This is a genomic window from Kitasatospora sp. NPDC051702, assembly GCF_040681575.1.
Lineage (GTDB): Bacteria > Actinomycetota > Actinomycetes > Streptomycetales > Streptomycetaceae > Kitasatospora.
Window position 1 is genome coordinate 52618 of the sequence record NZ_JBFAZB010000034.1, and the last position, 24355, is coordinate 76972.

22 protein-coding genes and 1 pseudogene are annotated in these 24355 nt (G+C 72.8%); 16 read left to right on the forward strand and 7 right to left on the reverse strand.

The features are described from left to right. Positions 1–31 precede the first annotated feature (31 nt). Positions 32–466, reverse strand: coding sequence for a hypothetical protein (locus AB0N04_RS25620; RefSeq protein WP_360211982.1), 435 nt, complete (start codon positions 464–466; stop codon positions 32–34). A gap of 414 nt (positions 467–880) precedes the next feature. Between AB0N04_RS25620 and AB0N04_RS25625 the strand changes: the two genes are divergently transcribed. Further along, the gene (locus AB0N04_RS25625; RefSeq protein WP_363365342.1) at positions 881–2683 is read left to right on the forward strand and encodes an ice-binding family protein; all 1803 of its coding nucleotides are present in this window, start codon (positions 881–883) and stop codon (positions 2681–2683) included. Positions 2684–3064: 381 nt separating this feature from the next. Here the strand turns inward: AB0N04_RS25625 and AB0N04_RS25630 are convergent, their stop codons facing one another. The 3 genes from AB0N04_RS25630 to AB0N04_RS25640 all read right to left on the reverse strand — a co-directional run bounded on the left by AB0N04_RS25630 (position 3065) and on the right by AB0N04_RS25640 (position 6680). Continuing rightward, positions 3065–3925 carry a hypothetical protein gene (locus AB0N04_RS25630; protein WP_360211976.1) on the reverse strand — a complete coding sequence of 287 codons (861 nt, stop codon included), beginning with the start codon at positions 3923–3925 and terminating at the stop codon, positions 3065–3067. Positions 3926–4176: 251 nt separating this feature from the next. Next, a complete protein-coding gene (locus AB0N04_RS25635; protein WP_360211974.1) occupies positions 4177–5409 on the reverse strand; it encodes a metallophosphoesterase in 1233 nt (410 codons plus the stop codon). Between the two features lie 113 nt (positions 5410–5522). Further along, entirely contained in the window at positions 5523–6680 is a 1158-nt protein-coding gene (locus AB0N04_RS25640; protein WP_078859964.1) for a LacI family DNA-binding transcriptional regulator, read from the reverse strand. 334 nt (positions 6681–7014) lie between these two features. Here AB0N04_RS25640 and hisC point away from each other — a divergent pair, with 334 nt between their 5' ends. The 5 genes from hisC to AB0N04_RS25665 all read left to right on the forward strand — a co-directional run bounded on the left by hisC (position 7015) and on the right by AB0N04_RS25665 (position 12608). Further along, complete coding sequence (hisC, locus tag AB0N04_RS25645; RefSeq protein ID WP_360211972.1) at positions 7015–8094, forward strand: histidinol-phosphate transaminase; 1080 nt, start codon at positions 7015–7017, stop codon at positions 8092–8094. 351 nt (positions 8095–8445) lie between these two features. Then, positions 8446–9867, forward strand: a complete 1422-nt coding sequence (locus AB0N04_RS25650; protein ID WP_360211970.1) for a biotin/lipoyl-binding protein — start codon at positions 8446–8448, stop codon at positions 9865–9867. 2 nt (positions 9868–9869) lie between these two features. Further along, positions 9870–10673: an ABC transporter ATP-binding protein gene (locus AB0N04_RS25655; RefSeq protein WP_360211968.1), complete on the forward strand. Its 804-nt coding sequence runs from the start codon at positions 9870–9872 to the stop codon at positions 10671–10673. Beyond that, a complete protein-coding gene (locus tag AB0N04_RS25660) occupies positions 10670–11890 on the forward strand; it encodes an ABC transporter permease (protein ID WP_360211966.1) in 1221 nt (406 codons plus the stop codon). The genes AB0N04_RS25655 and AB0N04_RS25660 overlap by 4 nt, the downstream gene beginning before the upstream one ends. Before the next feature lie 7 nt (positions 11891–11897). Beyond that, a complete protein-coding gene (locus AB0N04_RS25665) occupies positions 11898–12608 on the forward strand; it encodes a hypothetical protein (protein WP_360211964.1) in 711 nt (236 codons plus the stop codon). 61 nt (positions 12609–12669) lie between these two features. On the opposite strand, the gene AB0N04_RS25670 is transcribed toward AB0N04_RS25665, so the two are convergent. Together AB0N04_RS25670 and AB0N04_RS25675 are read right to left on the reverse strand one after the other, a co-directional pair. After that, the gene (locus AB0N04_RS25670) at positions 12670–12813 is read right to left on the reverse strand and encodes a hypothetical protein (protein WP_360211962.1); all 144 of its coding nucleotides are present in this window, start codon (positions 12811–12813) and stop codon (positions 12670–12672) included. After that, positions 12810–13172, reverse strand: a complete 363-nt coding sequence (locus AB0N04_RS25675; protein ID WP_360211960.1) for an ATP-binding protein — start codon at positions 13170–13172, stop codon at positions 12810–12812. Before AB0N04_RS25675 ends, AB0N04_RS25670 begins: the two co-directional genes overlap by 4 nt. 313 nt (positions 13173–13485) lie before the next feature. On the opposite strand from AB0N04_RS25675, the gene AB0N04_RS25680 reads away from it, so the two are divergent. From AB0N04_RS25680 to AB0N04_RS25715, 8 genes are all read left to right on the forward strand, one after another. Beyond that, positions 13486–14346, forward strand: a complete 861-nt coding sequence (locus tag AB0N04_RS25680; protein WP_360211958.1) for a helix-turn-helix transcriptional regulator — start codon at positions 13486–13488, stop codon at positions 14344–14346. Then, positions 14339–14530, forward strand: coding sequence for a DUF397 domain-containing protein (locus AB0N04_RS25685; RefSeq protein WP_360211956.1), 192 nt, complete (start codon positions 14339–14341; stop codon positions 14528–14530). Before AB0N04_RS25680 ends, AB0N04_RS25685 begins: the two co-directional genes overlap by 8 nt. 163 nt (positions 14531–14693) lie before the next feature. After that, positions 14694–15167: a carboxymuconolactone decarboxylase family protein gene (locus tag AB0N04_RS25690; protein ID WP_360211954.1), complete on the forward strand. Its 474-nt coding sequence runs from the start codon at positions 14694–14696 to the stop codon at positions 15165–15167. 227 nt (positions 15168–15394) lie between these two features. After that, complete coding sequence (locus AB0N04_RS25695) at positions 15395–16183, forward strand: response regulator transcription factor (protein ID WP_360211952.1); 789 nt, start codon at positions 15395–15397, stop codon at positions 16181–16183. A gap of 12 nt (positions 16184–16195) precedes the next feature. Continuing rightward, on the forward strand, positions 16196–17698 hold the full coding sequence (locus AB0N04_RS25700; protein WP_360211950.1) for a HAMP domain-containing sensor histidine kinase: 1503 nt from the start codon (positions 16196–16198) through the stop codon (positions 17696–17698). Between the two features lie 206 nt (positions 17699–17904). Further along, complete coding sequence (locus AB0N04_RS25705; RefSeq protein ID WP_360211948.1) at positions 17905–18912, forward strand: LAETG motif-containing sortase-dependent surface protein; 1008 nt, start codon at positions 17905–17907, stop codon at positions 18910–18912. Between the two features lie 233 nt (positions 18913–19145). Continuing rightward, positions 19146–19757 carry a Uma2 family endonuclease gene (locus tag AB0N04_RS25710; protein WP_360211946.1) on the forward strand — a complete coding sequence of 204 codons (612 nt, stop codon included), beginning with the start codon at positions 19146–19148 and terminating at the stop codon, positions 19755–19757. Continuing rightward, a complete protein-coding gene (locus tag AB0N04_RS25715) occupies positions 19750–21111 on the forward strand; it encodes an EF-hand domain-containing protein (RefSeq protein ID WP_360211944.1) in 1362 nt (453 codons plus the stop codon). Before AB0N04_RS25710 ends, AB0N04_RS25715 begins: the two co-directional genes overlap by 8 nt. On the opposite strand, the pseudogene AB0N04_RS25720 reads toward AB0N04_RS25715, so the two are convergent. Then, positions 21108–21389: pseudogene (locus AB0N04_RS25720) on the reverse strand (DNA polymerase subunit beta); the annotation flags it as partial. The gene AB0N04_RS25715 and the pseudogene AB0N04_RS25720 overlap by 4 nt on opposite strands. Positions 21390–21762: 373 nt before the next feature. Here AB0N04_RS25720 and AB0N04_RS25725 point away from each other — a divergent pair. Continuing rightward, on the forward strand, positions 21763–23307 hold the full coding sequence (locus tag AB0N04_RS25725) for a cytochrome ubiquinol oxidase subunit I (RefSeq protein ID WP_360211942.1): 1545 nt from the start codon (positions 21763–21765) through the stop codon (positions 23305–23307). Between the two features lie 19 nt (positions 23308–23326). Then, a complete protein-coding gene (cydB, locus tag AB0N04_RS25730; protein ID WP_360211940.1) occupies positions 23327–24352 on the forward strand; it encodes a cytochrome d ubiquinol oxidase subunit II in 1026 nt (341 codons plus the stop codon). The last annotated feature ends 3 nt before the right edge of the window (positions 24353–24355 follow it).

A 24355-nucleotide genomic window follows, 5' to 3' on the forward strand; every position in this document is an offset into this window, starting at 1 on the left:
GGGGGAATCCCGTGGATCGCCCGAGTGTGCGTCAGAGCCCGAGGATCTCGCGGATGAGCCCGAGTTTGCGCTCCGGGGAGAGGTTCTGGGGGCGGCCGGCGAGCAGGTCGTTCAGGACCGTGGGGACGTCGGAGCCGTCGGGGGCCTGGACGGCGTCGATGACCTGACAGCGGAGGCCGCCGTCCCGGACGAACACCCACACCTCGTGGTCCTTCCGCGGCTCGCCGTTCTCCGTCGGGGAGAGCCGCCAGGCCGGGAACCAGCCGAGCCCCTCTTCGGCGAGGCGGTCGGCGAGTTCTTCCAGGACGTACTTGCCGAGTCTTCGGTAGCCGACTTCCGCGCGCAGTTCACCGAGGGTGACCCTGAGCAGGCCGCCTGCGGCGCGGCAGCGCTCGGCCACCGTGCCGGCGCCCCCGGCGGCCGCAGTGGGGGGAGCCTCTTCCTGCAGATTCGTTAGGTCGTTCATGATCGGGCCAACGATTGGGATCACGGGGCGATACGTGATTCACCGGCCTGGGCGCGGCCAAGAGGAAAAAACGGTACTGCTATGGCGCTGGCGGCGCCCTGGACAGCCGACGGCGTCCAGTGGGGGCAGCTCATCATTTAGTACGTAGACGAACGGAGCTGTGGAATGGGGGTCATTCCCCGATCGGCTCTGGTGCGTCACTCCGTTGCATCTTTATGACTCTCTTCTTTCCATGTTGTTGTTGCACGGTGTAGTGAGTCGGTGACTATTCATCACCTGCCGTGGTCGGCCCTCGCCCTCGAAAGCCCTCCGACATGAGCGCGTGGACGTGAGGCCCGGCCGGAAGCACCAGCGGCGCTCCGCATGCCCTCTTCGGGTGACGGGGTTCAACGGCGACAAGAAAGGTGCTGTCCTATGGCAGTCGATGCCATGTTGTCCGCTCCACCGGGACGAGGGCGCAGACGCGCTCGACTCGCGGGGGCGTCCGTCCTGCTGTCCGGACTGACGTTGCTCGCGACGGCCGGCCTGTTCCCCAACCCCGCGCACGCCGCAACGGCACCAGTGGGGCTGGGGACTGACACCAGCTACGCGGTCCTGGCGGGCTCGACCGTCACCAACACCGGCCCCAGTGACATCTACGGCGATCTCGGTCTCTTCCCGGGCACCAGCGTCACGGGCTTCCCGCCCGGAGCCGTGCACGGGGTCCAGCACGTCAACGACGCCCAGGCGGCGCAGGCCCAGTCCGACCTCGTCATCGCCTACAACGACGCCGCCGGCCGGGCCCCCACGGCCATCCTGACCTCGCCCGGCGACATCGGTGGGCTGACGCTGACACCCGGGGTCTACAAGGCGAGTTCGTCGCTGAACCTCACCGGTACCGTCACCCTCGACGCGATGGGCGACCCGAACGCCGTCTTCATCTTCCAGATCGGCTCCACCCTCATCACGGCTCCGTCGAGCGTCGTCAGCCTGGTCAACGGAGCACAGCCCTGCAACGTGTTCTGGCAGATCGGCAGCTCCGCCACCATCGACGTCGACTCCTTCTTCAAGGGCAACATCCTGGCCCTCACGTCCATCAGCGTGAACCACGCCTCGGTGATCGAAGGCCGCGCCCTGGCACGCAACGGCGCCGTCACTCTGGACGACAACACCATCACGAGAGCGGCCTGCGCCGTCGGCCCGCCCGGACCGAGTGGTCCGCCCGGACCGAGCGGGCCGCCCGGACCGAGCGGGCCCGCCGGTCCTCCCGGTTCCCCGGGGTCACCCGGTCCCAACGGTGCTCCGGGTGTGGCGGGTTCCCCGGGTGCTCCGGGTGCTCCCGGCCCCAACGGCGCCCCCGGCGCCAACGGTTCGCCCGGCGCCCCGGGTGCTCCCGGCCCCAACGGGGCCCCTGGTTCGCCCGGCGCCCCCGGCGCCCCCGGCCCCAATGGTGCTCCGGGTGTGGCGGGTTCCCCGGGTGCTCCGGGTGCTCCCGGCCCCAACGGCGCCCCGGGCGCCCCTGGTGCCCCTGGTGCCCCCGGATCCCCCGGCGCACCCGGGCCCAATGGTGCTCCCGGCGCACCCGGGCCCAATGGTGCTCCCGGAGCCCCCGGTGCCAACGGTTCGCCGGGTGCCAATGGCTCGCCGGGTGCCAACGGTTTGCCGGGTGCCAATGGCTCGCCGGGTGCCAACGGTTCGCCGGGTGCCAATGGCTCGCCGGGTGCCAATGGCTCGCCGGGTGCCAACGGTTCGCCGGGTGCCAACGGTTCGCCGGGTGCCAATGGCTCGCCGGGTGCCAATGGTTCGCCCGGCCCGGCTGGCCCGGCTGGCCCGGCTGGCCCGGCAGGCCCTTCCGGTCCGGCAGGCCCGGCCGGTCCGCCCCAGTCTCCGGGCGGGCACGGTGGTCACGAACAGGGGGATCACGGGCACGGCCAAGGCGGTCACGACAACGTTCCGACCGGCCACGGCAACGGCAACGGCGGTCACGAGCAGGGTGATCAGGGGCACGGCCAAGGCGGTCACGGCAACGTTCCGGCCGACCACGGCAACGGCAACGGCGGTCATGAGCAGGGTGTGCCGGTCGTGCGTCCGCACGAGTCGGGACAAGCGCTCGCTGCCACCGGCTCCGGCAAGTCGATCGTCATGGCGGTCGGCTCGGCGGCCGCCGTCCTCCTGGGAGGTTCGATCCTCATCCTCGTCAAGCGCAGCGGACGAGCCGCAGCTCGGCGTCGGCACTAGCCCTCGCAGGGACGGTCGTCGAGCGTTCGGAGCGGGTCCACTTCCCACCGACGGACTGTGCATCGAATGACGGGCGCTGCTCCCCGAGGCCCACGGCCTTCGGGGGAGCAGCGCCCCGTCGCGTTCCGGTCCCAGCCGGTCCGTCGCACCGCCCCGGGCGGTCCGCCACCTCCCGGGGTGTTCTGTCGGGGCGGTCCCGTCGGGGCGCGCGGCCGCCGGTGGGCTCGCTCCGACGGGCGGGGGAACGCCTCGACCGGTTGCCCGGCCCGCGCGTGCGCGTCGGCGACGGCGTACGCGGTGCCCCGGCCGGGTCGGGGGACAGCGGCCGACCGGTGCCCGGTCGGGCCCGGGGGCGTCCTCGGGCCGGTGCGCGTCCCCGGCTCAGGGGACGTCGTCGGGGCTGGTGAAGGAGGGCGAGCTGTAGCCGGGCCCGGTGAAGTCGGGGGTGGTGAAAGCGGGGCGCGGGCCGGGGACGCCCGGGTCGCCGCTGCCGTCGGGGCCGGGGCTGGTGAACGAGGGGGAGCTGTAGCCGGGCCCGGTGAAGTCGGGGCTGCTGAACTCGGGCCGGACGCCGGGCCCGCCCGCGGCGGGGGCGGCGGGCACGGCCGGCAGGCCGGCGTGCAGGTAGGGCAGCAGGCCGCGGTCGCGCAGCGCGGTGCGCCACTCCCGGCGGGCGTCGGCGAGTTCGGCGGCGAGTTCCGGGTCGGTGCCGGCCGGGGCCGCTCCGGCGCCGTCCCGCACGGCGGTGAGGACCAGCCCGATGATGCCGACGGCCATCGCGGCGACGCCGGCGGCGAGGGCGATCCAGCCCGCGGTGAGCAGGGAGCGGGCGAGCACGAGCTCCGGGTCGGCGGCGCGGAGCAGGTAGCCGATCAGCAGCAGGACGAGGGCGGCGGCCCAGGCGAGGATCGGGGTGAGCACGGTGAGGACGGGGAAGAGCCCGGCGCCGCCGTCGGCGGAGCGCAGCTGGGTGAGCAGTCCGGGGGCGGTGGGCTCGGTGCCCTCGGGGACGGGCGGGGTGGCGCGCAGGTCGTCGCGCAGCCGGGTGTAGTGCGCGTACTCGGTGCCGGCGGCCGCGGCGATGGTGTCGGCGTCGCGCAGGGCACGGACGCGGAGCTGGTCGGTGGTGAGCGCGCCGGGGGCGCGCAGGGCGGTGAGGACGGTGCGGTCGCGCAGGGCTTCGGCGAGGAGGCGCTCGTATTCCGGGCGGTCCTCGGCGAGCAGTGGCGGGGGGTTGTTCATGGGGACCCCGTTCGTGCGGACCCCGTTCGCTCCGCCCCGGGGGCCGCGGGGGCCGTCCGGGACGCCGGAACGGGCGCGGAGGCGGGCCGCCGGACGGGCGGCCGGGTGTGGTGTGCCTCATGGTAGGGGCGGGCGCGGCCGTGCTGACAGTCGGTTTCCGGAATTTCGCGCCCCGGGCCGCGCGCACGCGGCGGCCCGGGCGCCGGGAACAGGTGTTCCCGGCGGGGCCCGGAAGCCTCCCGGCGGAGTGGTCAGTTGACGGGCAGTCGGGCGACGAGCAGGCGCCCTTCCATGGTGACGCCGCCGTCCATGGCCACCGCGAGGTCGTCCGCGTAGACGTAGGGTCCGGGGATGTGCGGGGGCTGGCCGTCGTCGGCGTGCACGGCGCCGGTGAGGTACGGGATGGGGCTGTGGCCGTGCACGATGCGGGTGCCGCCGTAGGTGTCGAGCAGCTCGTGGACGGCGGTCGGCCCGGCGTCGCCGCGGAAGGCGAAGCGCTTGGTGAAGCGGCGGAAGCAGTCCCACCACTCGTCGACGCCCTCGTCCGCGAGCAGGCTGTGGACGGCGTCGTTGACGTCGGGGATGGACTCGCCGTACTCCAGGTACGCGGTGGTGTCGGAGTGCAGCAGCAGGTGGCCGTCCTCCAGCGCGATGGCGGGGAGCCGGGAGAGCCAGCTGATGTGGTGCGCCTCGAGGCGTTCGAGGTCGTGCTGCTGGCCGCCGTTGAGGCGCCAGGCGGCGAGGAAGGAGGCCGTGCCGGCGGTGGACTGGACGGGTTCGTCGCCGTACCTGGCGGCGCCGAGGAAGAGCAGTTCGTGATTGCCCATCAGGGCGCGGCAGTAGCCGCCGGCGGCGGCGGCCTCGGCGGCGAGCTGCATGACGAGGTCGATGACGCCGATGCCGTCGGGGCCGCGGTCGGTGAAGTCGCCGAGGAACCAGATCCGGGAGCGGCCGGCGGACCAGTGGCCGTCGGCGTCGATGATGCCCTGGTGGCGCAGCTCGGCGCGGAGTTCCTCCAGGTAGCCGTGCACGTCGCCGACGACGTAGAGCGGGCCGGGGGGCTCGCCGGGGCCGGGGGCCGGGTACGGGTAGCTGGGGGCGGAGGGGTCGGGCAGCGGCGGGCCGAGCTCGATGGTCGGCGGGTCGTCGCGGCCGGGCAGCTGGAGGGCCGGGGAGGGCTGGTCGGGCAGGGTCGGCTCGTAGCCGGGGTGGTCCTGGTGGGCGAAGGCCTGGGCGTGTTCCTGGCCGTGCTCCTGGGCGTGCACGGTGTGGCCGTGGCCCTGTCCGTCGTCGGGCCAGTGCTGTTCCAGGTAGCGGGCGCCGCCGTAGCCGCTGTAGGTCTCCGCGTCGTACGGCGTGCCCGGGTAGCCGGTGGCCGGCTCCGGTTCGTAGTAGGTGCCGTACGGCAGCACGTCGAGGTCCGGCTGGTGGCGGGGGCCTGAGTCGGGGTGTTCAGGCCCGGGGAAGCGGTCCTCGGGTGTCATCCGCCCATCATAGGAAGACCACTCTCCCGGCGTCGTCACCTGGTGGGTATCCAATCCTCCGGAGCGTCAGCCGGGCCGCCCGCATGGTCCGTTTTGTCCCGGCTCGTTATGGTCTAGACCTCGCCCGGGGGCCGGGGCGGGCTGACCGTGGTGCGCGGGCTCCGGCGCTGGGAGGACGCGCGGACGATCAGCTCGGTCGGCATCAGGGTGCCCGGGGGCGGGCCCGTCCCGGCGGTGCGGAACCGCGGCGGGAAGAGCCGGGCGATGTCGACGCCGGTGCCGGAGTCGACACCCTCGATCGCGTCGATGAGCAGGTTGACGACGGTGGTGCCGATCCGGCGGGGCTTGAGCGAGAGCGTGGTGATGGGCGGCTCGGTGGCGGCGTAGACGTCGCTCTCGCTGCAGCAGACCAGCAGCAGGTCGTCCGGGACGCGCAGGCCGTAGCGGCGGGCGGCGGCGAGCAGGTCGGTGCCGTTGGGGTCGAACAGTCCGTAGACGGCGTCGGGCCGGTCGGGGCGGGCGAGCAGCCGGTCGGCGGCGACGGCGCCCGCGGCCGGGTCGTGCGCGGGGTACGCCTCGTAGACCGGCTCCTGGCCGACCTTGGCGCACCAGCCGAGGTAGGCCTCGGTGGAGAGCCGGGTGTAGGTGTCGGTGCTGGTGCCGGTGAGCAGGCCGATGCGGCGGGCGCCGGCCTCGGAGAGGTGGTCGAGGATGCCGAGGACGGCGGCCTCGTGGTCGTTGTCGACCCAGGCGGTGACCGGGCAGTTGCCGGGCTTGCCGTCGCTGACGACCGGGACGCCGGACCGGTACAGCTCGCTGACCAGCGGGTCCTGGTCGGGCGGGTCGATCACCACGGTGCCGTCGAGGGCGATGTTCCCCCAGACGTCGTGCCGGGAGGAGGCGGGCAGCACCACCAGCGCGTAGCCGCGGCCGAGCGCCGCGCTGGTGGCGGCCCGGGCCATCTCGGCGAAGTACGCGAACTCGGTGAAGGTGAAGGGTTCCTCGCCGTAGGTCGTGACGGTCAGGCCGATCAGGCCGGACCGCCCGGTGCGCAGGGTGCGGGCGGCCGCCGAGGGGCGGTAGCCGAGGCGCTCGGCGACCTCGCGCACCCGGCTGCGGGTCTCGTCGGGCAGGCGGCCCTTGCCGTTCAGCGCGTCGGAGACGGTGGTGATCGACACTCCGGCGGCTGCTGCCACATCCCGGATGCCGGCCCGCTCCAGACGCCGCGAGGTGGTGGGACGCCGACCGCTCTGGTTGGCTGCTGCTGTCATGGCGGACCGATCGTATGGCTCCTGACAAGGGTCTGTGACCGGCGCATCGGGAGCCCTTGGAGATACGTTTCTCCTCGAGTGAGCCGGGGTGCGCTCCTTCGATACCCGTACGAAACCAGCCGTCTTACCTCTGACATGTGCCAAAGGAACCCGGCAGAATGGCTGATCTGCGCCCATCGGCCGACCGGGCATCTCACCCCTACGGGTGAGCGCGGTCGGTATCGTTCAAGGCACCCGACCGGGGTGGTCCGGGCGCGTTCCGAGATCCCGGGGCACGGTGGCGATCCCACCGGTGACGGGCGAGCGCACCGGAGAGAGAAGAAGGAGTACGACCGTGAGCAGTGGTACGTCAGCGCAGGGCCCGCGGCTGCGGCCGACCCTCGACGGCATCCCCACCTACAAGCCCGGCAAGCCGGCCGGCGCCGACGCCTACAAGCTGTCCTCGAACGAGAACCCGTACCCGCCGCTGCCCGGCGTGCTGGAGGCGGCGGTCGCGGCGGCCGGCTCGTTCAACCGCTACCCCGACATGGCCGTCACCGGGCTGACCGAGGTGCTCGCCGAGCGCTTCGGCGTGCCCGCCGAGCACATCGCCACCGGCACCGGCTCGGTCGGTGTCGCCCAGTCGCTGATCCTCGCCACGGCCGGCCCCGGCGACGAGGTCATGTTCGCCTGGCGCTCCTTCGAGGCGTACCCGATCATCACCCAGGTGGCCGGCGCCACCCCCGTCCCGGTGCCCATCACCGAGTCCGGTGACCACGACCTGGACGCGATGCTCGCCGCGATCACCCCGAACACCCGGCTGATCTTCGTCTGCAACCCCAACAACCCCACCGGCAACGTGATCCACCGCGCCGAGCTGGAGCGCTTCCTGGACGCCGTCCCGTCCGACGTCCTGGTGGTCGTCGACGAGGCGTACATCGAGTTCATCCGCGACCCCGAGGTGCCCAACGGCATCGACCTCTACCGGGACCGCCCGAACGTCTGCGTGCTGCGCACCTTCTCCAAGGCCTACGGCCTCGCCGGCATGCGGGTCGGCTTCGCGATCGCGCACGAGCCGGTGGCGAACGCGCTGCGCAAGACCGCCGTCCCGTTCGGCGTCAACCAGCTCGCCCAGGACGCGGCGGTCGCCTCGGTGCGCGCCGAGGCCGCGCTGATGGAGCGGGTGGACACCCTGGTCGAGGAGCGCACCCGGGTGGTCGCCGGGCTGCGCGCCCAGGGCTGGGACATCCCGGACTCGCAGGCCAACTTCGTCTGGCTGGGGCTCGGCGAGCGCTCTCAGGAGTTCGCCGTCGCGTGCGCCGAGGCGGGCGTGATCGTCCGGCCGTTCCCGGAGGGCGTGCGGGTCTCCATCGGCGAGACCGAGGGCAACTCGATCTTCCTCTCGGTGGCGGAGGCGTTCCGCAAGGCGCTCTGAACCGACGCCGTCACCGGCCCGCGGCGCCGTCACCGGCCCGCGGCGCCTTCACCGGCCCCCGGGGCCGGCAGCGACCCGCAGGGGCGCACCGCACGCGGTGCGCCCTTGCGGCGTTCCCGCGGACCGCCGGCCCCGCCTCGCGCCACCGGGCCCCGGGAGCAGGCGGCGACGCTGCCGGATGGCTGGGGATCACTGGGAGCCCGCTGGGAGTTCGGCCAACGACTGCCCACGCCGCGGCCAAGCGGCCCGCGTGATCCGGTCCTTGCGCCCGGAATGCCCGGATCCGGCCCACCAGTTTCCTCCCAGCCGGCGCCCAGGACTCCGCAAGAGCGCCCAGGAAAGCTGTCCGCCATGAAGGTGCTCCCGCGACGGCGAGGTGCCGTCCTCGTCAATTCCGCGCTCGGCGTGGCTCTGCTGGGCGGTGCCGCCCTGGTGTACGCCACCCTGAACGGCAACAGCAGCGCCGCCGCCGCCAAGGCCCCGGCCCGGACGGCCACCGTGTCCAAGGGAACGGTCCTGGCCACCGTGTCCGGAACCGGCACCCTGGTCTCGCCGACCGACGCGGCCCAGGACTTCGCCACCGGCGGCCGGCTCACCGCGGTCAAGGTCGCGATCGGGGACGCCGTGAAGAAGGGCCAGGTGCTCGCCACCGTCGACACCACGGCCGCCAAACAGCAGGTGGACGCCGCCCAGGCGGCCCTCACCACCGCCAACGCCAACCTCACCAAGGCCCAGGCCGGCGTCACCACCACGACCACCGTGCCGGTGACACCCACCGCCGCGACCACCACGGCCCCGGCCGCCCCGGCCGCCCCGGCCGGCGGCGGATCCGGAGGTTCCGGCGGCTCCGGCGAACGCGGGTCCGGATCCAACACCGTGCCCGCCCCGCAGACCACCACCGTCACCACCACCAAGGTCGACGACGCGGCCGTCGCCCAGGCGCAGCAGCAGGTCGCCACCGCGCAGACCAACCTCTCCAACGCCCAGGCCGCGCTGGCCGGCACCACCCTGACCGCCTCGGTGGACGGCACCGTCGCCGCCGTCTCGGCGAAGGTCGGCGACACCGTCGGCACCGGCGGCTCCAGCGGGTCCACCGCCGGCAGCTCCGGCTCGACGGCCAAGTCGAGCGGCAGCACCGCCTCGGGCGGCACGCCGAGCGGGTTCATCGTGCTGACCAACCCGACCGGGATGCAGGTCACCGCCAACTTCTCCGAGCTGGACTCGCTCAAGCTCAAGAAGGGCGAGGCGGCCACCGTCGCGCTGAACGCGCAGTCCGACACCAAGCTCAACGCGACCGTCCTGTCCGTCAGCTCGCTGCCCAGCAGCGGCTCCGGCAGCGCCGGCTCGTCGGCCGTCCAGTACGCCGCCACCCTGCAGATCACCGGCGACACCAGCACGCTGCGCACCGGCCTCAGCGCCACCGTCCAGGTGATCACCGGCGAGGCGGACAACGCGCTGTCGCTGCCCACCGCCGCGCTCTCCGGCACCGGCACCAGCCGCACCGCGACCGTGGTCCACCAGGACGCCTCCACCGAGCGGGTCTCCGTCGGCGTCGGCGTCGAGGGCGACACCACCGTCCAGGTCGTCTCCGGCCTGAAGGAGGGCGACCGGGTCGAGCTGCCCACCACCAGCGGCGGCAACGGCTTCCCGAACGCCTCCTTCCCGGGCGCCGGCGGCCAGGGCGGCCGCGGCGGCGCCGGTGCCGGTGTGGCGGGCGTCGGCGGCGGTGGCGGTACCGGCGGCGGCGGAGCCGGCCGGGGCGGCAGGGGCTGAGCATGCGTCACGTCATCGACAAGCGCGTCCCGGCGGCGCCGCCACCGGTCATCCAGCTGCGCAGCATCACCAAGGCGTACGGGCACGGCGACGCCGTCGTGCACGCCCTGCACGGCCCGGAGGACCCGGAGACCGGCGGCCCGCTCGGTGTCAGCCTCGACATCCACCAGGGCGACTACGTCGCCGTGATGGGCAGCTCCGGCTCCGGCAAGTCCACCATGATGAACATCCTCGGCTGCCTGGACGTCCCGACCGGCGGCCGGTACCTGCTGGACGGCATCGACGTCGGCCACCTCGACGAGGGCCAGCTCGCGCTGGTCCGCAACCGCAAGATCGGCTTCGTCTTCCAGTCCTTCAACCTGATCCCGCGCACCACCGCGCTCGCCCAGGTGGAGCTGCCGCTCGCCTACGCCGGCGTCCGGGCCGCCGAGCGGCGCCGCAGGGCGCTGGCCGCGCTCTCCCTGGTCGGCCTCGCCGAGCGCGCCGGGCACAAGCCCAACCAGCTCTCCGGCGGTCAGCAGCAGCGCGTGGCGGTCGCCCGGGCGCTGGTCACCGCGCCCGCGATGCTGCTCGCCGACGAACCCACCGGGAACCTGGACAGCCGCTCCACCGAGGAGGTCCTCGGCCTCGTCGACGCGCTGAACACCACCGGCCGCACCGTCGTCCTGATCACCCACGAGGACGAGGTCGCCCGGCACGCCAAGCGGGTGCTCCGGCTGGTCGACGGCCGGATCGTCAGCGACGTCCGGCAGGCCCCGGTGGACGGGCCGCCGCCGATGCTGCACGGAGTGGGGGTGCCGGCGTGATCCTCTGGCAGATGCTCCGCTTCGCCGTCGGCGGCCTGGGCGCCAACAAGGTGCGCTCGGCGCTCACCATGCTCGGGGTGCTGATCGGTGTCGCCTCCGTGATCCTGCTGCTGGCCGTCGGCAACGGCTCGTCGGTGGCGGTCAAGGAGTCGATCACCTCGCTCGGCACCAACTCGCTCACCGTCAGCTCCGGTTCGGCGGTCGGCGGGGCGCGCGGCGCCGCCGCCTCCGCGGTCAAGAAGCTCACCGTCGACGACGCCAAGGCGCTGGCCACCGACGCCGACGCCGCCGCCTCGATCAAGTCGGTCGCCCCCGTGGTGACCACCAGCGGCACCGCGCTGTACGGGGACATCTCGTACAGCCCCGGCTCGATCGTCGGCACCTACCCGGCGTACTTCGAGACCGCCAACCAGAAGGTCGCGCACGGCGAGTACTTCACGGACGACGACGTGCTCGGCTCGCGCAAGGTCGCGGTGCTCGGCGCCACCACCGCCAAGCAGCTGTTCGCGGGCGAGGACCCGGTCGGCAAGCGCATCGTCCTCGGCGGCACCCCGTTCACCGTGGTCGGCGTGCTGGCGGCCAAGGGCGGGACGGGCTTCACCGACCCGGACGACGTGGTCGTCGCCCCGCTGCCGACCGTGCAGAACGCCTTCACCGGCTTCGGCCCGGTCAGCCAGATCCTGGTGCAGGCCGCGTCCGCGGACAGCACCACCGCGGCCCAGTCCGAGATCACCCGGGTGCTGCTCGGCACCCACGCGATCACCGACCCGACCAAGGCCGACTTCCGGATCACCAGCCAGGCCTCACTGCTCACGGCCCGGGAGAGCACCACCAAGACCTTCACCGTGCTGCTCGGCGCGGTGGCGGCGATCTCGCTGCTCGTCGGCGGGATCGGGATCACCAACATCATGCTGGTGACGGTCACCGAGCGGACCAGGGAGATCGGCATCCGCAAGGCGCTCGGCGCCCCGCGGGCCGTCATCCTCGGACAGTTCCTGACCGAGTCCACCCTGTTGTCGGTGCTCGGCGCCGGCCTCGGAGTGGCCGCCGGCATCGCCGGCTCGCACTTCAGCATCGTCGGCATCAAGCCGGTGGTGATCCCCGAGTCCGTGCTCGGCGCGTTCGGCATCGCCGTCGCCATCGGGCTGTTCTTCGGCAGCTACCCCGCCAACCGGGCCGCGTCACTGCGGCCGATCGACGCCCTCCGGCACGAGTAGGGACCCCATGAGCAACGAGATCGCCACGGTGACCAGCAGCCCGGCCGAGCAGGTCGCCCTGCTCGCCACCCCGCCGGACGCCCGCGACGTCACCGCCGAGCTGGCCGCGCCGCCGCGCCGCAAGCTGCCCTGGCTGAGCCTGCTGCTGGCCGGCGGCGTGATCGCCAGCGGCGCCTTCGCGGGCGGGGTCTGGTACCAGCAGAACAACGGGACGACGAAGGGCTCGTCGCCGCGCGCCGCGGCGGCGGCCGGTGCGGCGGCCGGCGCCGCCGGGCAGCAGCGCGGGGCCGGTGCCGCGGGCGGCGGATACGGCCAGAACGGCCAGAACGCCGGCGGGCAGAACGGCGGCCGGCGGAGCGGCCAGGGCGGAGCCGCCGGCGGCCAGGGGCAGGGCCAGGGCGGGCAGGCGGGCTTCACCCGCGGCACGGTCAAGGCCGTCGACGGCACCACCGTCTACCTCACCGACGCCAACGGCAACACCGTCAAGATCACCACCGGCGACGCGACGAAGGTCCAGCTCAACAAGGAGGGCAAGGTCGCCGACCTGCTCCCCGGCCAGAGCGTGACCGTCGTCGGCACCCCCGACGCCAACGGTGGCTACACGGCCAGTCAGCTCGTCGAGGGCGCGGCCGGCGCCGCCGGAGGAGCCGGCGGCGGGTTCGGCGGCTTCGGCGGAGGCGGCGCGGGAGGGGGCAACCGGAACCCGTCCGGCGGCTGACCCGGCAGGCCGGACGACCGCGAGGCCCTCGCCCTTCCGGGGCGGGGGCCTCGACGCGTCCTCAGAGCAGCCCGTCCCGGTCGTCGTCCGGCCGCGGCAGCCGCAGCGTGGCGAGGACGCCGAGTGCCACGGTGGCGATCGCGAGCAGGAGGAGGACGGCGAGGACGGCGCCGACGAGGAGGTCCACCCCTCGGAGGTGGTTCACGCGGCGCGGTCCAGCTCGTACCAGACGCTCTTGCCGCGCTTCTGCGGGTCCACGCCCCAGCGGTGCGTCAGGCCCTCGACGAGCTGGAGGCCCCGGCCGGTCTCGGCGAGACCGGCCGGGGTCCTGGGCTGGGGGAGCGCGTCGCTCTCGTCGGAGACGACGACCCTGAGGGTGCCGCCGAGCAGCGAGAAGAGGACGACCGGAGCGGTGGTGGCCCCGTGCCGCCAGGCGTTCACGATCAGCTCGGCGAGGGCGAGTTCGGCGGCGAGGACGGTCTCGGAGTCCCAGCCCGATCGGGCGAGGGCGTCCCGCAGGGCCTGCCGGGCGAGGGTGAGGGAGGGGGAGTTACGGGTGCACACGGGAACCTCCGGGAGAGGTGAGGAGAGGAGAGGAGAGGGGAGGGGATGCGGTGGGGATGTCGCCGTGAGCCAGGCCAGGACGTCGGCTGGTTGCTCTTCGGTGCGCGGGCAGCACGCGCCTACTGCCAGGTGGATAGGCATCTCTGACGATCCGTCGGATCGCTCTGAAAACGACGATAGCGCACTCGCTCTTAAAATTAATCGGGATGCGGGAAGGTTCCTCCTCCCGTGGGATGCATGACCTCCCGCACCCGGATGGCTCCGCAGGCAGGCCGCGCGGCAGACTGGCCTCCGTATCCGCAGAGAGGACGCCATGGCACTTCGAACGCCAACCCTTCGTCAGCGCCGACTCGGTGCCGAACTGCGGAGGATGCGCGAGCAAGCAGGCCTCGGAGGCAGCCACCTGGCCCGTCTTCTCGGCGTCACCCCTGCCCTGGTGACCCAGATGGAGAACGGCAAGTCCGCCGTCGGTGCGGAGCGGCTGCGAGAGATCGCGGTCGCCTGCGCCTGCACCAATGAGCCATTGATCGCCGCGCTCATCGAGATGGCCTCAGAGCGGGGTGTCGGCTGGTGGGAGCAGTACAGCGACAGCCTCAGCGGGGACCTGCTCGATGTCGCCGCGATCGAAGCCCACGCCCGGAGGATCTTCACCTACTCGATCACCTTCGTGCCCGGGCTGCTCCAGACCCCGGCCTATGCCGCGTCGGTGTTCGCTCGTGCCATCCCTCCGCTCCCGAGCGCTGAGGTCGATCTCAGGACGGCCTTTCGTCTGCGCAGGCAGGAGGCCGCTCGCTCAGGAGAGGCGCCTTACACGGCGTACATCCACGAGGCGGCTCTCCGGATGCAGTTCAGCGGCCCGACGGTGCTCGCCGAGCAGCTCGGCGCCCTCATCGAAGACTCCGAGGGCCCGGGAATCTCGGTTCGAGTGGTGCCGTTCAGGATCGAATCGCTGCCCGGCCCCAGCGAGAACTTCGTCTACACCGAGGGAGCGGTGCCCGAGCTGGGCACGGTGCAGATCGACATCAGCTTCGGCTGCCCGCTCTTCGATGATCCGTCCGACCTCGCGAGCTACCGCGAGATCCTCGACCGGATGGCATCCGTGGCCCTCTCGGAAGAGGACTCGCGTGACTTCATCCGATCCATCAAGAAGGAGATAGAGGGCAATCATGGCTAGCCCGGCATGGCAGAAGTCCACTTACTCCGGTTCGAGCAACGCCTGCGTCGAGGTGTGCTCCGTCGACGATCTGATCGCACTCCGCGAGTCCGACGACGGCGGCGTCGTCATCCACACCACCCGGGCCCGCTTCGCCGCCCTCCTCCGGGCTGCGAAGGCCGGCGAGTACGACCGCCGCCCCTGACCTCCGGTAGCCGCGCGGGAAGTCGACCCCGCCGACTTCCCGCGCGGCGGATCGTCGACCTGCGGATCGCGGGTGGCACAGGTCACACCGGAGGGATGTCACGGACGGCCGGGCTGTCCTGTCCAAGTGGTCGACAGCGCACGACGACACCAGGGAGCACATCGTGGAAGCCCGACTGAACCCCTTCGCCAGCCCGCTGCTGGGCAAGGTCTACAAGCACCTCATCGCCGCGAACGCCGTGCTCGCGGAGTCGACCCTGCCGCTCGCCACCCAGGAGCTGGTGAAGCTGCGCGCCAGCCAGATCAACGGCTGCGGATTCTGCGTCGACATGCACTTCAAGGACGCCGTGCACGCGGGCGAGGAGGCGACCCGGCTGAACCTGGTCGCGGCCTGGCGCGAGGCGACCGTCTTCACCGAGGCCGAGCGCGCGGCGCTGGAGATCGCCGAACAGGGCACCCGCCTCGCGGACGGCACCGCCGGGGTCACCGACGAGGCGTGGGCGAACGCCGCCGAGCACTACGACGAGGAGCAGCTGGCGGCCCTGGTCGGCGTCCTCGCGGTGATCAACGCCTTCAACCGCGGCAACGTGGCCCTGCGGATGCCGGCCGGCAGCTACCGGCCCGGCCAGTTCGCCTGAGCACGCCCGGCCGGACGGGCCGGACCGGGACCGGGGGTTCCGGGAACGCCGTGGGAGGCGTTTCCGGAGCCCCCGTCCCGTGCGCACACCATCAAAGCTGCCCTTGAGGGGTTTCCCGTCCAAAAACCGACCGATAAGGTGTTAATCCAACATTCATCGATGCCGCATAGCCTCCTCGGGCTAGCCTCATGCTGAACGCCATCGTCCGACCGGGAGGCGAAACCCCCGTGCAAGGCACTGTCACCACACCAGGCGGCTCCGCGGTGGCCGGCGGCCCGGGCGAGGCCTTCCTGCTCGTCGTCGACGACGAACCCAACATCCGCGAGCTGCTCGCCGCCTCGCTGCGGTTCTCCGGGTTCCGGGTCGCCTCCGCCGCCAGCGGCACGGAGGCCCTCGACCTGATCGCCGTCGAACGCCCCGACCTCGTCGTCCTCGACGTGATGCTCCCCGACCTCGACGGCTTCACCGTCGTCGAGAAGCTGCGCGAGCGCACCAGCCGCGGCCAGATAGCCGGCCCGGTCCACGGCCACCCCGGCGACCACCTCCCGGTGCTCTTCCTCACCGCCAAGGACGGCGTCGGCGACAAGGTCCAGGGCCTCGCCGCGGGCGCCGACGACTACGTGACGAAGCCGTTCAGCCTGGAGGAGCTGATCGCCCGGATCCGCGCCATCCTGCGGCGCTCCGGCGGACCGGCCGAGGACGGCCGGCTGATCGTCGCCGACCTCAGCCTCGACCCGGTCGCCCACGAGGTCACCCGCGGCGGCACGCCCGTCGCGCTCTCGCCGACCGAGTTCAAGCTGCTGCACTACCTGATGGCCAACGTCGGCCGGGTCGTCTCCAAGGCGCAGATCCTCGACCACGTGTGGGCCTACGACTTCGGCGGCGACCTCTCGATCGTCGAGTCCTACATCTCCTACCTGCGCCGCAAGCTCGACTCCGGCCCGGCGCACGGCCCCAAGCTGATCCACACCGTGCGCGGCATCGGCTACGCGCTGCGTCGCCCCCCGCAGGGCTGAGCGGACCGACCGGTGTTCGCCCGCTTCTCCTCCCGGCTGTCCCTGCGCGCCCGGCTGCTCGTGCTCGCGCTCGGGCTGGTCACCACCGGTCTCGCGGTCAGCGACACCGTCGTGCTCGGCACCGTCCGGATGCAGCTGGTCGAACAACTCGACCAGCAGCTTCAGCGGTTCGGACAGCCGCTGTCGCACCGGACCCCGGCCCGGCCCGGCACCGGGGATCCCGCCCGGCCCGCCTCCGGCCGGCGCAGCATGCTGCCCAGCCAGTACCTCGTCCAGTTCCTCTCCTCGGACGGCAAGGTGCAGGCCGTGATGCGCCAGCCCGTCTCCGACAGCGACCCGGCACCCCAGCTCGCCGGGCTCGACCCCACCCGGACCGCGCCGGACGCCCCCTTCGACCTGCCCGACCAGCGCGGCCACCGCAGCTGGCGGGTGCTCGTCCTGCCGCTCCAGGGCCCGCGCAGCAGCACCGGCCCCAGCGCGTACGCCTCGCCCGCGGTCACCCCCACCTACGTGATGGTCGCCGTCTCGCGCGAGGACATCGACGCCACCATCGGCAAGCTGCGCACCTCCTTCCTGGCGATCGGCGGCGCCGTCCTGGTGCTGATCGCCGCGCTCGGCCTGTTCGCCGTCCGGGCCGGGCTGCGGCCGCTGCGGCGGATCGAGGCGGGGGCCGAGCGGATCGCCGCCGGGGAGCTCTCCCACCGGATGCCGGAGCTCTCGCCCGGCACCGAGGTCGGGCGGCTGTCCATCGCGCTCAACGGCATGCTCACCCAGATCGAGGCCGCCTTCGCCGCCCGCGCCGAGTCCGAGGCCCGGATGCGGCGGTTCGTCGCCGACGCCTCGCACGAACTGCGCACCCCGCTGGCCGGCATCCGGGGCTTCACCGAGCTGTACCGGATGGGCGCGCTGCCCACCGAGTCGGACGTCCGGCGGACGATGTCCAGGATCGAGAGCGAGGCCGTCCGGATGGGCGCGCTGGTCGAGGACCTGCTGGTGCTCGCCCGGGTCGACGAGGAACGGCCGCTCGACCTCGCCCCGATGGACCTGCGCACCCTCGCCGCGGACGCCCTGCACGACCTCACCGCCCTCGACCCGACCCGCCCGGTCGCGCTCACCGGCCCGTCCGGCGCGGGCTCCCCCGGTGCGGCGCCCGTCCTCGGGGACGAGGCCCGGCTCCGCCAGGTGGTCACCAACCTGGTCGGTAACGCCGTCAAGCACACCCCGCCCGGCACCCCGGTCCGGATCGGCGTCGGCGGAGCGGGCGGCGTCTGCCTGCTGGAGGTCGCCGACGCCGGGCCGGGGCTCACCGAGGAGCAGGCGCAGCAGGTCTTCGACCGCTTCTACCGCGTCGACGCCTCGCGCAGCAGGCACGACGGCGGCGGCGCCGGCCTCGGCCTCGCCATCGCCACCGCGCTCACCCGCGCGCACGGCGGCACCCTCAGCCTGGACACGACCCCGGGCGCGGGCGCCACCTTCCGGGTCGAATTGCCGACCATCCGGGACCGGGTCTCCTGAGCGCCTCCTGAGGCCTTTCCGTCCGGCCCGGCGGAATTGTCGACTCGTCAATTCCCCTGTCGAGCAAGCAGTCGGAACGCCCTTTTCATTGCCGGAAATCGGCATGGAGGGCGGAGATTCCGTGTGCCTATGATCAGCGGCGCCGGGTTGTCGATCATCGCCCGGGCCACGGATTCCGCCCCCTCGCCGACCCGAAAGGGGTCCTCGTGACCATCCGCCGCACACTGGTCTCGGCCGCGCTCGTCGCCGCCGTGATCTCGCCCGCAGCCGTGCTGTCCGCGGCGCCCGCCTTCGCCGCGCCGGCCGCCGCGGCGCAGACCCGCGCCGACGCCGGCTCGATCGCCGAACTGGAGCAGGCCGCCGCCGACGCGGCCGCGGCCCACCGGGCCGCCGTCGCCGCCGAGGCCGACGCGCAGGCCAAGGCCCAGGCCTTCCTGGCGAACCCGCAGCCCTACCTGGGCACGTTCCAGCAGGCCAAGGAGACCGCGAAGACGGCCGCCGCGGCCAAGGAGGCCACCGACAAGGCGGTCCACGAGGCCATGACCGCCTACGGGGCGTCGACCGAGGAGGAGCGGCCCGCGGCCAGGGAGCGCCTGCTGAAGGCGATGGACGCCGCCAACGCCGCCATCCGCGCGGACACCGAGGCCAAGGCCGCGGTGACCGCTGCCGGCACGGCCCTGGACGACGCCAAGGTCGAGGCGTTCCGGAAGATCGGTACCGCGCAGGCGGCCACCAAGGCCGCGGCCGCCGCCGAGGCCGCCGCGGACAAGGCGCTCGCCGACGCGCGTGCGGCTGCCGAGAAGCCGGCGGAGAAGCCGGTCGAGAAGCCGGTGGACCAGCCCGTGGAGAAGCCCGTCGAGCAGCCGGCCCAGCAGCCCGCCGCCGTCACTCCGGCCTCGGACACCGTCGCTGCGGCGGCGACCACCGGCGGCGGCACCACCGCGACGACCGCCTCGACCGCCGCGAACACGTCGACCGCCACGAACACCTCGACCACCTCGAACCGGTCGACCACCGCCTCGACCACCTCGACCACCGTGCCCACGGCGTCGACCGCCACCACCGGGACGACCGCCACCGGCTCGACCGCCGAGCTGGCGGAGACGGGTGCCACCCCGGCCACCCCGTACCTGGCCCTGGGCTCCGGCCTCACCCTCGGACTCGGCGCCGCCGCCCTGTACGTCTCCCGCCGCCGGCCGGCCCGCTCCTCCTGATCCACCCGGTCCGCGCCCGCTCGGGAGGAGGACGCGGACCGACGGCACCCCGAACCGCAGGGCAGGCCCTCCCGCCTGCCCTGCGGTTCCGCGTCTGCGGCCCCGAAACGCCCCGATCGGGTGAACCCCCGCCGTTCACCCGCCCGGCCCCTCGGTCGTGTGCGACCGTGCAGCCGTTGCTTGTGCGGGCCCGTACGAGCTGATGGGACCGGACGGGAGAGAGAGGTGTCCCCATGAGCGTGCTCGTTGCCGAGAGGACCGTCGTGAACCTGGACCGGCAGCTGTGGCAGGTATGGAACTCCATGGATCTGCCCGACGGCTTCCGTGCGGAGATCATCGAGGGGACGATCACGGTGTCACCCACCGGCAGCAGCCGCGTTTTCGACGTCGACAACCGGGTCCTGGAGGACCTGTTCGTCCACCTGCGCGGCGGTGACTGGAGGCCCGGGAACGACTGCAACGTCATCGACGGGCTCAAGGTGCTCATTCCCGACGTGTTCGTCGCCCGGCGGGACATCGAGGAGATCGACCACCCGGAGGGCAAGGGTCTCCTAGCCTCCGGTGTCGCCCTCGTCGTCGAGACGGTCTCTCCGGGCGCCGAGAACCGCCGGCGCGACCACGTCCTCAAGCGCCACGCCTATGCCGCCGCCGGCATCCCGGTGTACGTGATCGTCGACGACTACGACGACGGCGGTGCGGTGACCGTCCTCACCGGGCCCGATCCCGAGCGGCGGGCCTACGCCTCCTCCACCCGGGTCCCGTACGGGCAGGAGGCCGTGGTCCCGGAGGGGCCGGCCAAGGGCTTCGTGATCGGTCCGGAGATCACGGGGGAGCGTCGTGGCTGAGCGCGGGGCGTCCTTCCGGCGGGACCTCTCCGAATGGCGGATCGCCCTGGTGGCCTGGCGGCTGCTGGTGCTGCAGGCGGCGCATCCGGTGGTGGGGGCCGGGATGGCCGAGCACTCCACGTACCAGGCGCACCCCTGGCGGCGGGTGGAGCACACCCTGGGCAGCGGGCGGCGGCTGTTCTACCAGGACGCCGATGCGCTGCGGCGGGAGGTCGCGCGGCTGGACCGGGCGCACAAGCGGATCCGCGGGACGGCGCCGGACGGGCGCCCGTACGACGCCGGGGACGCGGCGACCAGGGCGTGGGTGCTGCTGACGCTCTTCGAGTGCGTGGTCGCCATGCGCCGCCTCGGCGGGGACCCGTACGACGCCGGGCAACTGGAGCTGGTGTACGCGGAGTTCACCGACGCGGTGGCGGCCTTCGGCCTCCCGGAGGGCGAGCTGCCGGGGACGGCCGCGGAGCTGCCCGGCTACTTCGCCCGGGTGGCCCGCGAGCTGGAGTTCAACGAGGCGACCCGCTACCTCCTGAACGACATCCTGCGCGGGGCGCCGCGGCCGCGCCGGCTCCGGTTCCTCGGGGACGCCGGGTGGCGCGCGGTGCGCGGGGTGGTGGCCCGGGCGGTCACCGCACTGACGGTGGCCGACCTGCCGCCGGTGGTGCGGGAGCGGTTCGGGCTGGTCCGGACCCGCCGGGCGGCGCTGCTCTCCTGGCTGCTGCACCGGGGCGCCGGCGCCGTCGTCCCGCTGCTGCCGGACGGGCTGCGCTTCCGCTCCCCGGACGAGCAGCGGGTGCCGCCGCGGTGGCGCCCGCCCCGGCAGGACGCCCGCGGGCCGCGGCTGGACCGGTTCTTCCGCGAGGTGCTGGACCAGACCGGGGACGGTTTCATCACCGTGCACGACCTGCGGGCGATGGCGCACAACGTCTGCTGGCAGCTGGAGTTGGACGACGAGGGTGAGGCCCGGGTGTACCGGGCCTTCGACGGCTGGTGGGAGCAGCTGCGCTCGGCGATGGACGCGAACGGCGACGGCAGGGTCAGCCGGGAGGAGTTCGTGGCGGCCACCGTCGCGGGCTGCGACCGGGACCCGGCCTACCTGGAGCAGGGGCTGCTGCCCGCGCTGCGGGCGGTGTTCGCCGCCGCGGACACCGACGGCAGCGGCTTCCTGGAGGCGGACGAGTACCGGGTGGTGTTCGGCGGTCCGCGCGTCCATCCGGCCGAGCTGTCGCACGGCTTCCGTCAGCTGGACGCGGACGGGGACGGCCGGATCACCCGGGAGGAGTTCCTGCACGGCTTCACCGAGTTCTTCACGGCCCGCGCCGACTCCACCCCGGGCACCCAACTCCTGGGCCGCCCTTAGGGCGTGTCGAGCGGACCCCGGTCCGGGAGGGCGTCCTCCCGGAGCGCCGCCGCGGTGTCGGCGGCCAGGGCGCCGGCCGCCGTGACGGTGGCGGCCAGCGCCGCCGGGTCGGCGCCGGGGGCGGCGAGCAGGGCCGCGGCGCGGTCGCGGAACCAGGGCGGGGTGGCGGCGAGGGCGCCCTTCTCGTTCAGGCACCAGCGCCGGTCGTGCGCGTGCAGCGCCCGGACCAGGACGCCGACGGCGCGGGAGAGGCAGAGCGAGACGTGCAGGACGTCCCCGCGGGCCGCGCCCTTCCCGGCGGATCGGGTCCGCTGACCGCTGACCGCTGACCGCCGCGTCCGGTCCGGTGCGGGCACCGCGCTGTCAAGCGCCGGATCGGCCAAGACCGCGCCGGCATCTGCCCGGGCGTTCGTTGTCGCCGCCGCGGGCGTGTCCGCAGACTGTGCGCACCGCCACGCTCCACCACGCACGGTATCGCCGGTCCGAACCCCACCCCGCCTGCGATTCATCCGTAAGCATGATGGATACTGCTCCTTGTGAACGTGTTCACGTTCACAAGCGGGCAAGCTTGCGTGGCCGGATACCGGTCTGCAGCTATAGATGAAGTTTGTCCGAAACGCGCCCCGCGGGGCAGGTTGGAGAGAGGGCGACGTGGAACTGGCAATCGCTCACGAGACCATCGCGCGATGGCAATTCGGCATCACCACCGTCTACCACTTCCTCTTCGTCCCGCTCACCATCAGCCTGGCCGCCATCGTGGCCGGTCTGGAGACGGCCTGGGTGCGGACGGACAAGGAGAAGTACTTCCACGCCACGAAGTTCTGGGGGAAGCTCTTCCTGATCAACATCGCGATGGGCGTGGTCACCGGCATCGTGCAGGAGTTCCAGTTCGGCATGAACTGGTCCGACTACTCCAGGTTCGTGGGAGACGTCTTCGGCGCCCCGCTCGCGATGGAGGCGCTGATCGCCTTCTTCTTCGAGTCCACCTTCATCGGCCTGTGGATCTTCGGCTGGGACAAGCTGCCGAAGAAGCTGCACTGCGCCTGCATCTGGATGGTCGCGCTGGGCACCGTGCTCTCCGCCTACTTCATCCTCGCGGCCAACTCTTGGATGCAGCACCCCGTCGGCTACACGATCGACCCGGCCACCGGCAAGGCGCAGCTCACCGACATCACCAAGGTCCTGTTCCAGAACACCACCCTGACCGTGGTGGCGCACACCCTGACCGCCGCCTTCCTCACCGGGGCCGCCTTCGTGGTCGGCATCGCCTCCTTCCACCTCTGGCGGGCCAAGCGCCGGCCCGAGGGCGCCGACCCGAAGAGGACCGCCGTGATGCGCACCTCGCTGCGGCTCGGCCTGGTGCTCGCCGTGGTCTTCGGCGCCGGCACCGCGCTCAGCGGCGACTCGCTCGCCAAGGTGATGTTCGAGCAGCAGCCGATGAAGATGGCCGCCGCCGAGGCGCTCTGGGACACCCAGTCGCCGGCGCCGTTCTCGATCTTCGCGGTCGGCGACGTGAGCAAGGGCCACAACTCGGTCGAGCTGGAGGTCCCCGGGATACTGTCCTTCCTCGCCCACAGCGACTTCAACTCCTCCGTCCCCGGCATCAACGACACCGCGGCCGCCGAGGCCGCCAGGTACGGGGGCGACCCCAAGGACTACATCCCGAGCATCTTCGTCACCTACTGGGGCTTCCGCCTCATGATCGGCTTCGGGATGACCTCCTTCGTGGCCGGCGTGATCGGGCTCTGGACCACCCGCCGCAGGCTGTTCCTGCGGCCGGAGTTCCGCACCGGCGACACCGAGGTCCCGCGGCTGATGCTCACCCCCGGGCGGGAGCTGGGGCCGTTCCTCACCAAGTGGAGCTGGCGGATCGGCATCCTGACCATGGGGTTCCCGCTGATCGCCAACAGCTTCGGCTGGATCTTCACCGAGATGGGCCGTCAGCCCTGGGCCGTCTTCGGCCTGATGACCACAGCGAACGCGGTCTCCCCCAACGTCGGGGTCGGCACCCAGATCGGCGCCCTCACCACCTTCACCGTGCTCTACGCGATCCTCGCCGTCGTCGAGGTCCGGCTGCTGGTCAAGTACGCCAAGGCCGGGCCGGTGGTGACCGAGCAGCCGCCCGCGAAGGACCCGTCGCTGCGCGGCCCGTCCGCGGACGACGAGGCCGACAAGCCTCTCGCCTTCGCCTACTGAGGACCACAGGGGATCTGACATGCAACTCCACGACGTCTGGTTCGTACTGATCGCGGTCCTGTGGATCGGCTACTTCTTCCTGGAGGGCTTCGACTTCGGGATCGGCATCCTCACCAAGCCGCTCGCCCGCGACACCGCCGAACGGCGGGTGCTGATCAACACCATCGGCCCGGTCTGGGACGGCAACGAGGTCTGGCTGCTGACCGCCGGCGGGGCCACCTTCGCGGCGTTCCCGGACTGGTACGCGACGCTGTTCAGCGGCTTCTACGTCCCGCTGCTGGTCATCCTGGTCTGCCTGATCGTGCGCGGCGTGGCCTTCGAGTACCGGGCCAAGCGCGAGGGCGCCCGCTGGCAGCGGAACTGGGAGGAGGCGATCTTCTGGACGTCGCTGATCCCGGCCTTCCTGTGGGGCGTGGCCTTCGCCAACATCGTGCGCGGCGTCGACATCGACGCGCAGAAGAACTACGTCGGCACCTTCTGGGACCTGCTCAACCCGTACGCGATCCTCGGCGGCCTGGTCACGCTCAGCCTGTTCACCTTCCACGGTGCGGTGTTCGCGGCGCTGAAGACCGTCGGCGGGATCCGCGAGCGGGCCAGGGCGGCCGCGCTGCGGACCGGCCTGGCCGCCGCGGTGCTGGCGCTGGTCTTCCTGGTCTGGACGCAGGGCGACAGCGGCAACGGCCGCAGCCTGGTGGCCCTGGTGGCGGCCGTGCTGGCGCTGGTCGGCGCCCTGGTGGCCACCCGGCTGGGCCGCGAGGGCTGGGCGTTCGTCCTCTCCGGGGCGACCATCGTGGCCGCCGTCGGGATGCTCTTCCTGGCGCTCTTCCCGAACGTCATGCCGTCGACCCTGAACGACGGGTGGAGCCTGACCGTGGGCAACGCGGCCTCCTCGCCGTACACGCTGAAGCTGATGACCGTGGTGGCCGCGGTGTTCACCCCGCTCGTGCTGCTCTACCAGGGCTGGACGTACTGGGTGTTCCGCAAGCGCATCGGCGTCCAGCACATCCCCGGGCACGCCCCGGCCGCCGCGCCCGAACAGGTGTGACGC

Bases quoted from the DNA above. Each gene is read 5' to 3' on its own strand.
- AB0N04_RS25685 (WP_360211956.1), top strand. From the start codon at position 14,339: ATGGCTAGCCCGGCATGGCAGAAGTCCACTTACTCCGGTTCGAGCAAC.
- AB0N04_RS25650 (WP_360211970.1), top strand. From the start codon at position 8,446: ATGAAGGTGCTCCCGCGACGGCGAGGTGCCGTCCTCGTCAATTCCGCG.
- AB0N04_RS25680 (WP_360211958.1), top strand. From the start codon at position 13,486: ATGGCACTTCGAACGCCAACCCTTCGTCAGCGCCGACTCGGTGCCGAA.
- AB0N04_RS25640 (WP_078859964.1), bottom strand. From the start codon at position 6,680: ATGACAGCAGCAGCCAACCAGAGCGGTCGGCGTCCCACCACCTCGCGG.
- AB0N04_RS25665 (WP_360211964.1), top strand. From the start codon at position 11,898: ATGAGCAACGAGATCGCCACGGTGACCAGCAGCCCGGCCGAGCAGGTC.
- AB0N04_RS25655 (WP_360211968.1), top strand. From the start codon at position 9,870: ATGCGTCACGTCATCGACAAGCGCGTCCCGGCGGCGCCGCCACCGGTC.
- AB0N04_RS25625 (WP_363365342.1), top strand. From the start codon at position 881: ATGGCAGTCGATGCCATGTTGTCCGCTCCACCGGGACGAGGGCGCAGA.
- AB0N04_RS25710 (WP_360211946.1), top strand. From the start codon at position 19,146: ATGAGCGTGCTCGTTGCCGAGAGGACCGTCGTGAACCTGGACCGGCAG.
- cydB (WP_360211940.1), top strand. From the start codon at position 23,327: ATGCAACTCCACGACGTCTGGTTCGTACTGATCGCGGTCCTGTGGATC.
- AB0N04_RS25630 (WP_360211976.1), bottom strand. From the start codon at position 3,925: ATGAACAACCCCCCGCCACTGCTCGCCGAGGACCGCCCGGAATACGAG.
- AB0N04_RS25620 (WP_360211982.1), bottom strand. From the start codon at position 466: ATGAACGACCTAACGAATCTGCAGGAAGAGGCTCCCCCCACTGCGGCC.
- AB0N04_RS25635 (WP_360211974.1), bottom strand. From the start codon at position 5,409: ATGACACCCGAGGACCGCTTCCCCGGGCCTGAACACCCCGACTCAGGC.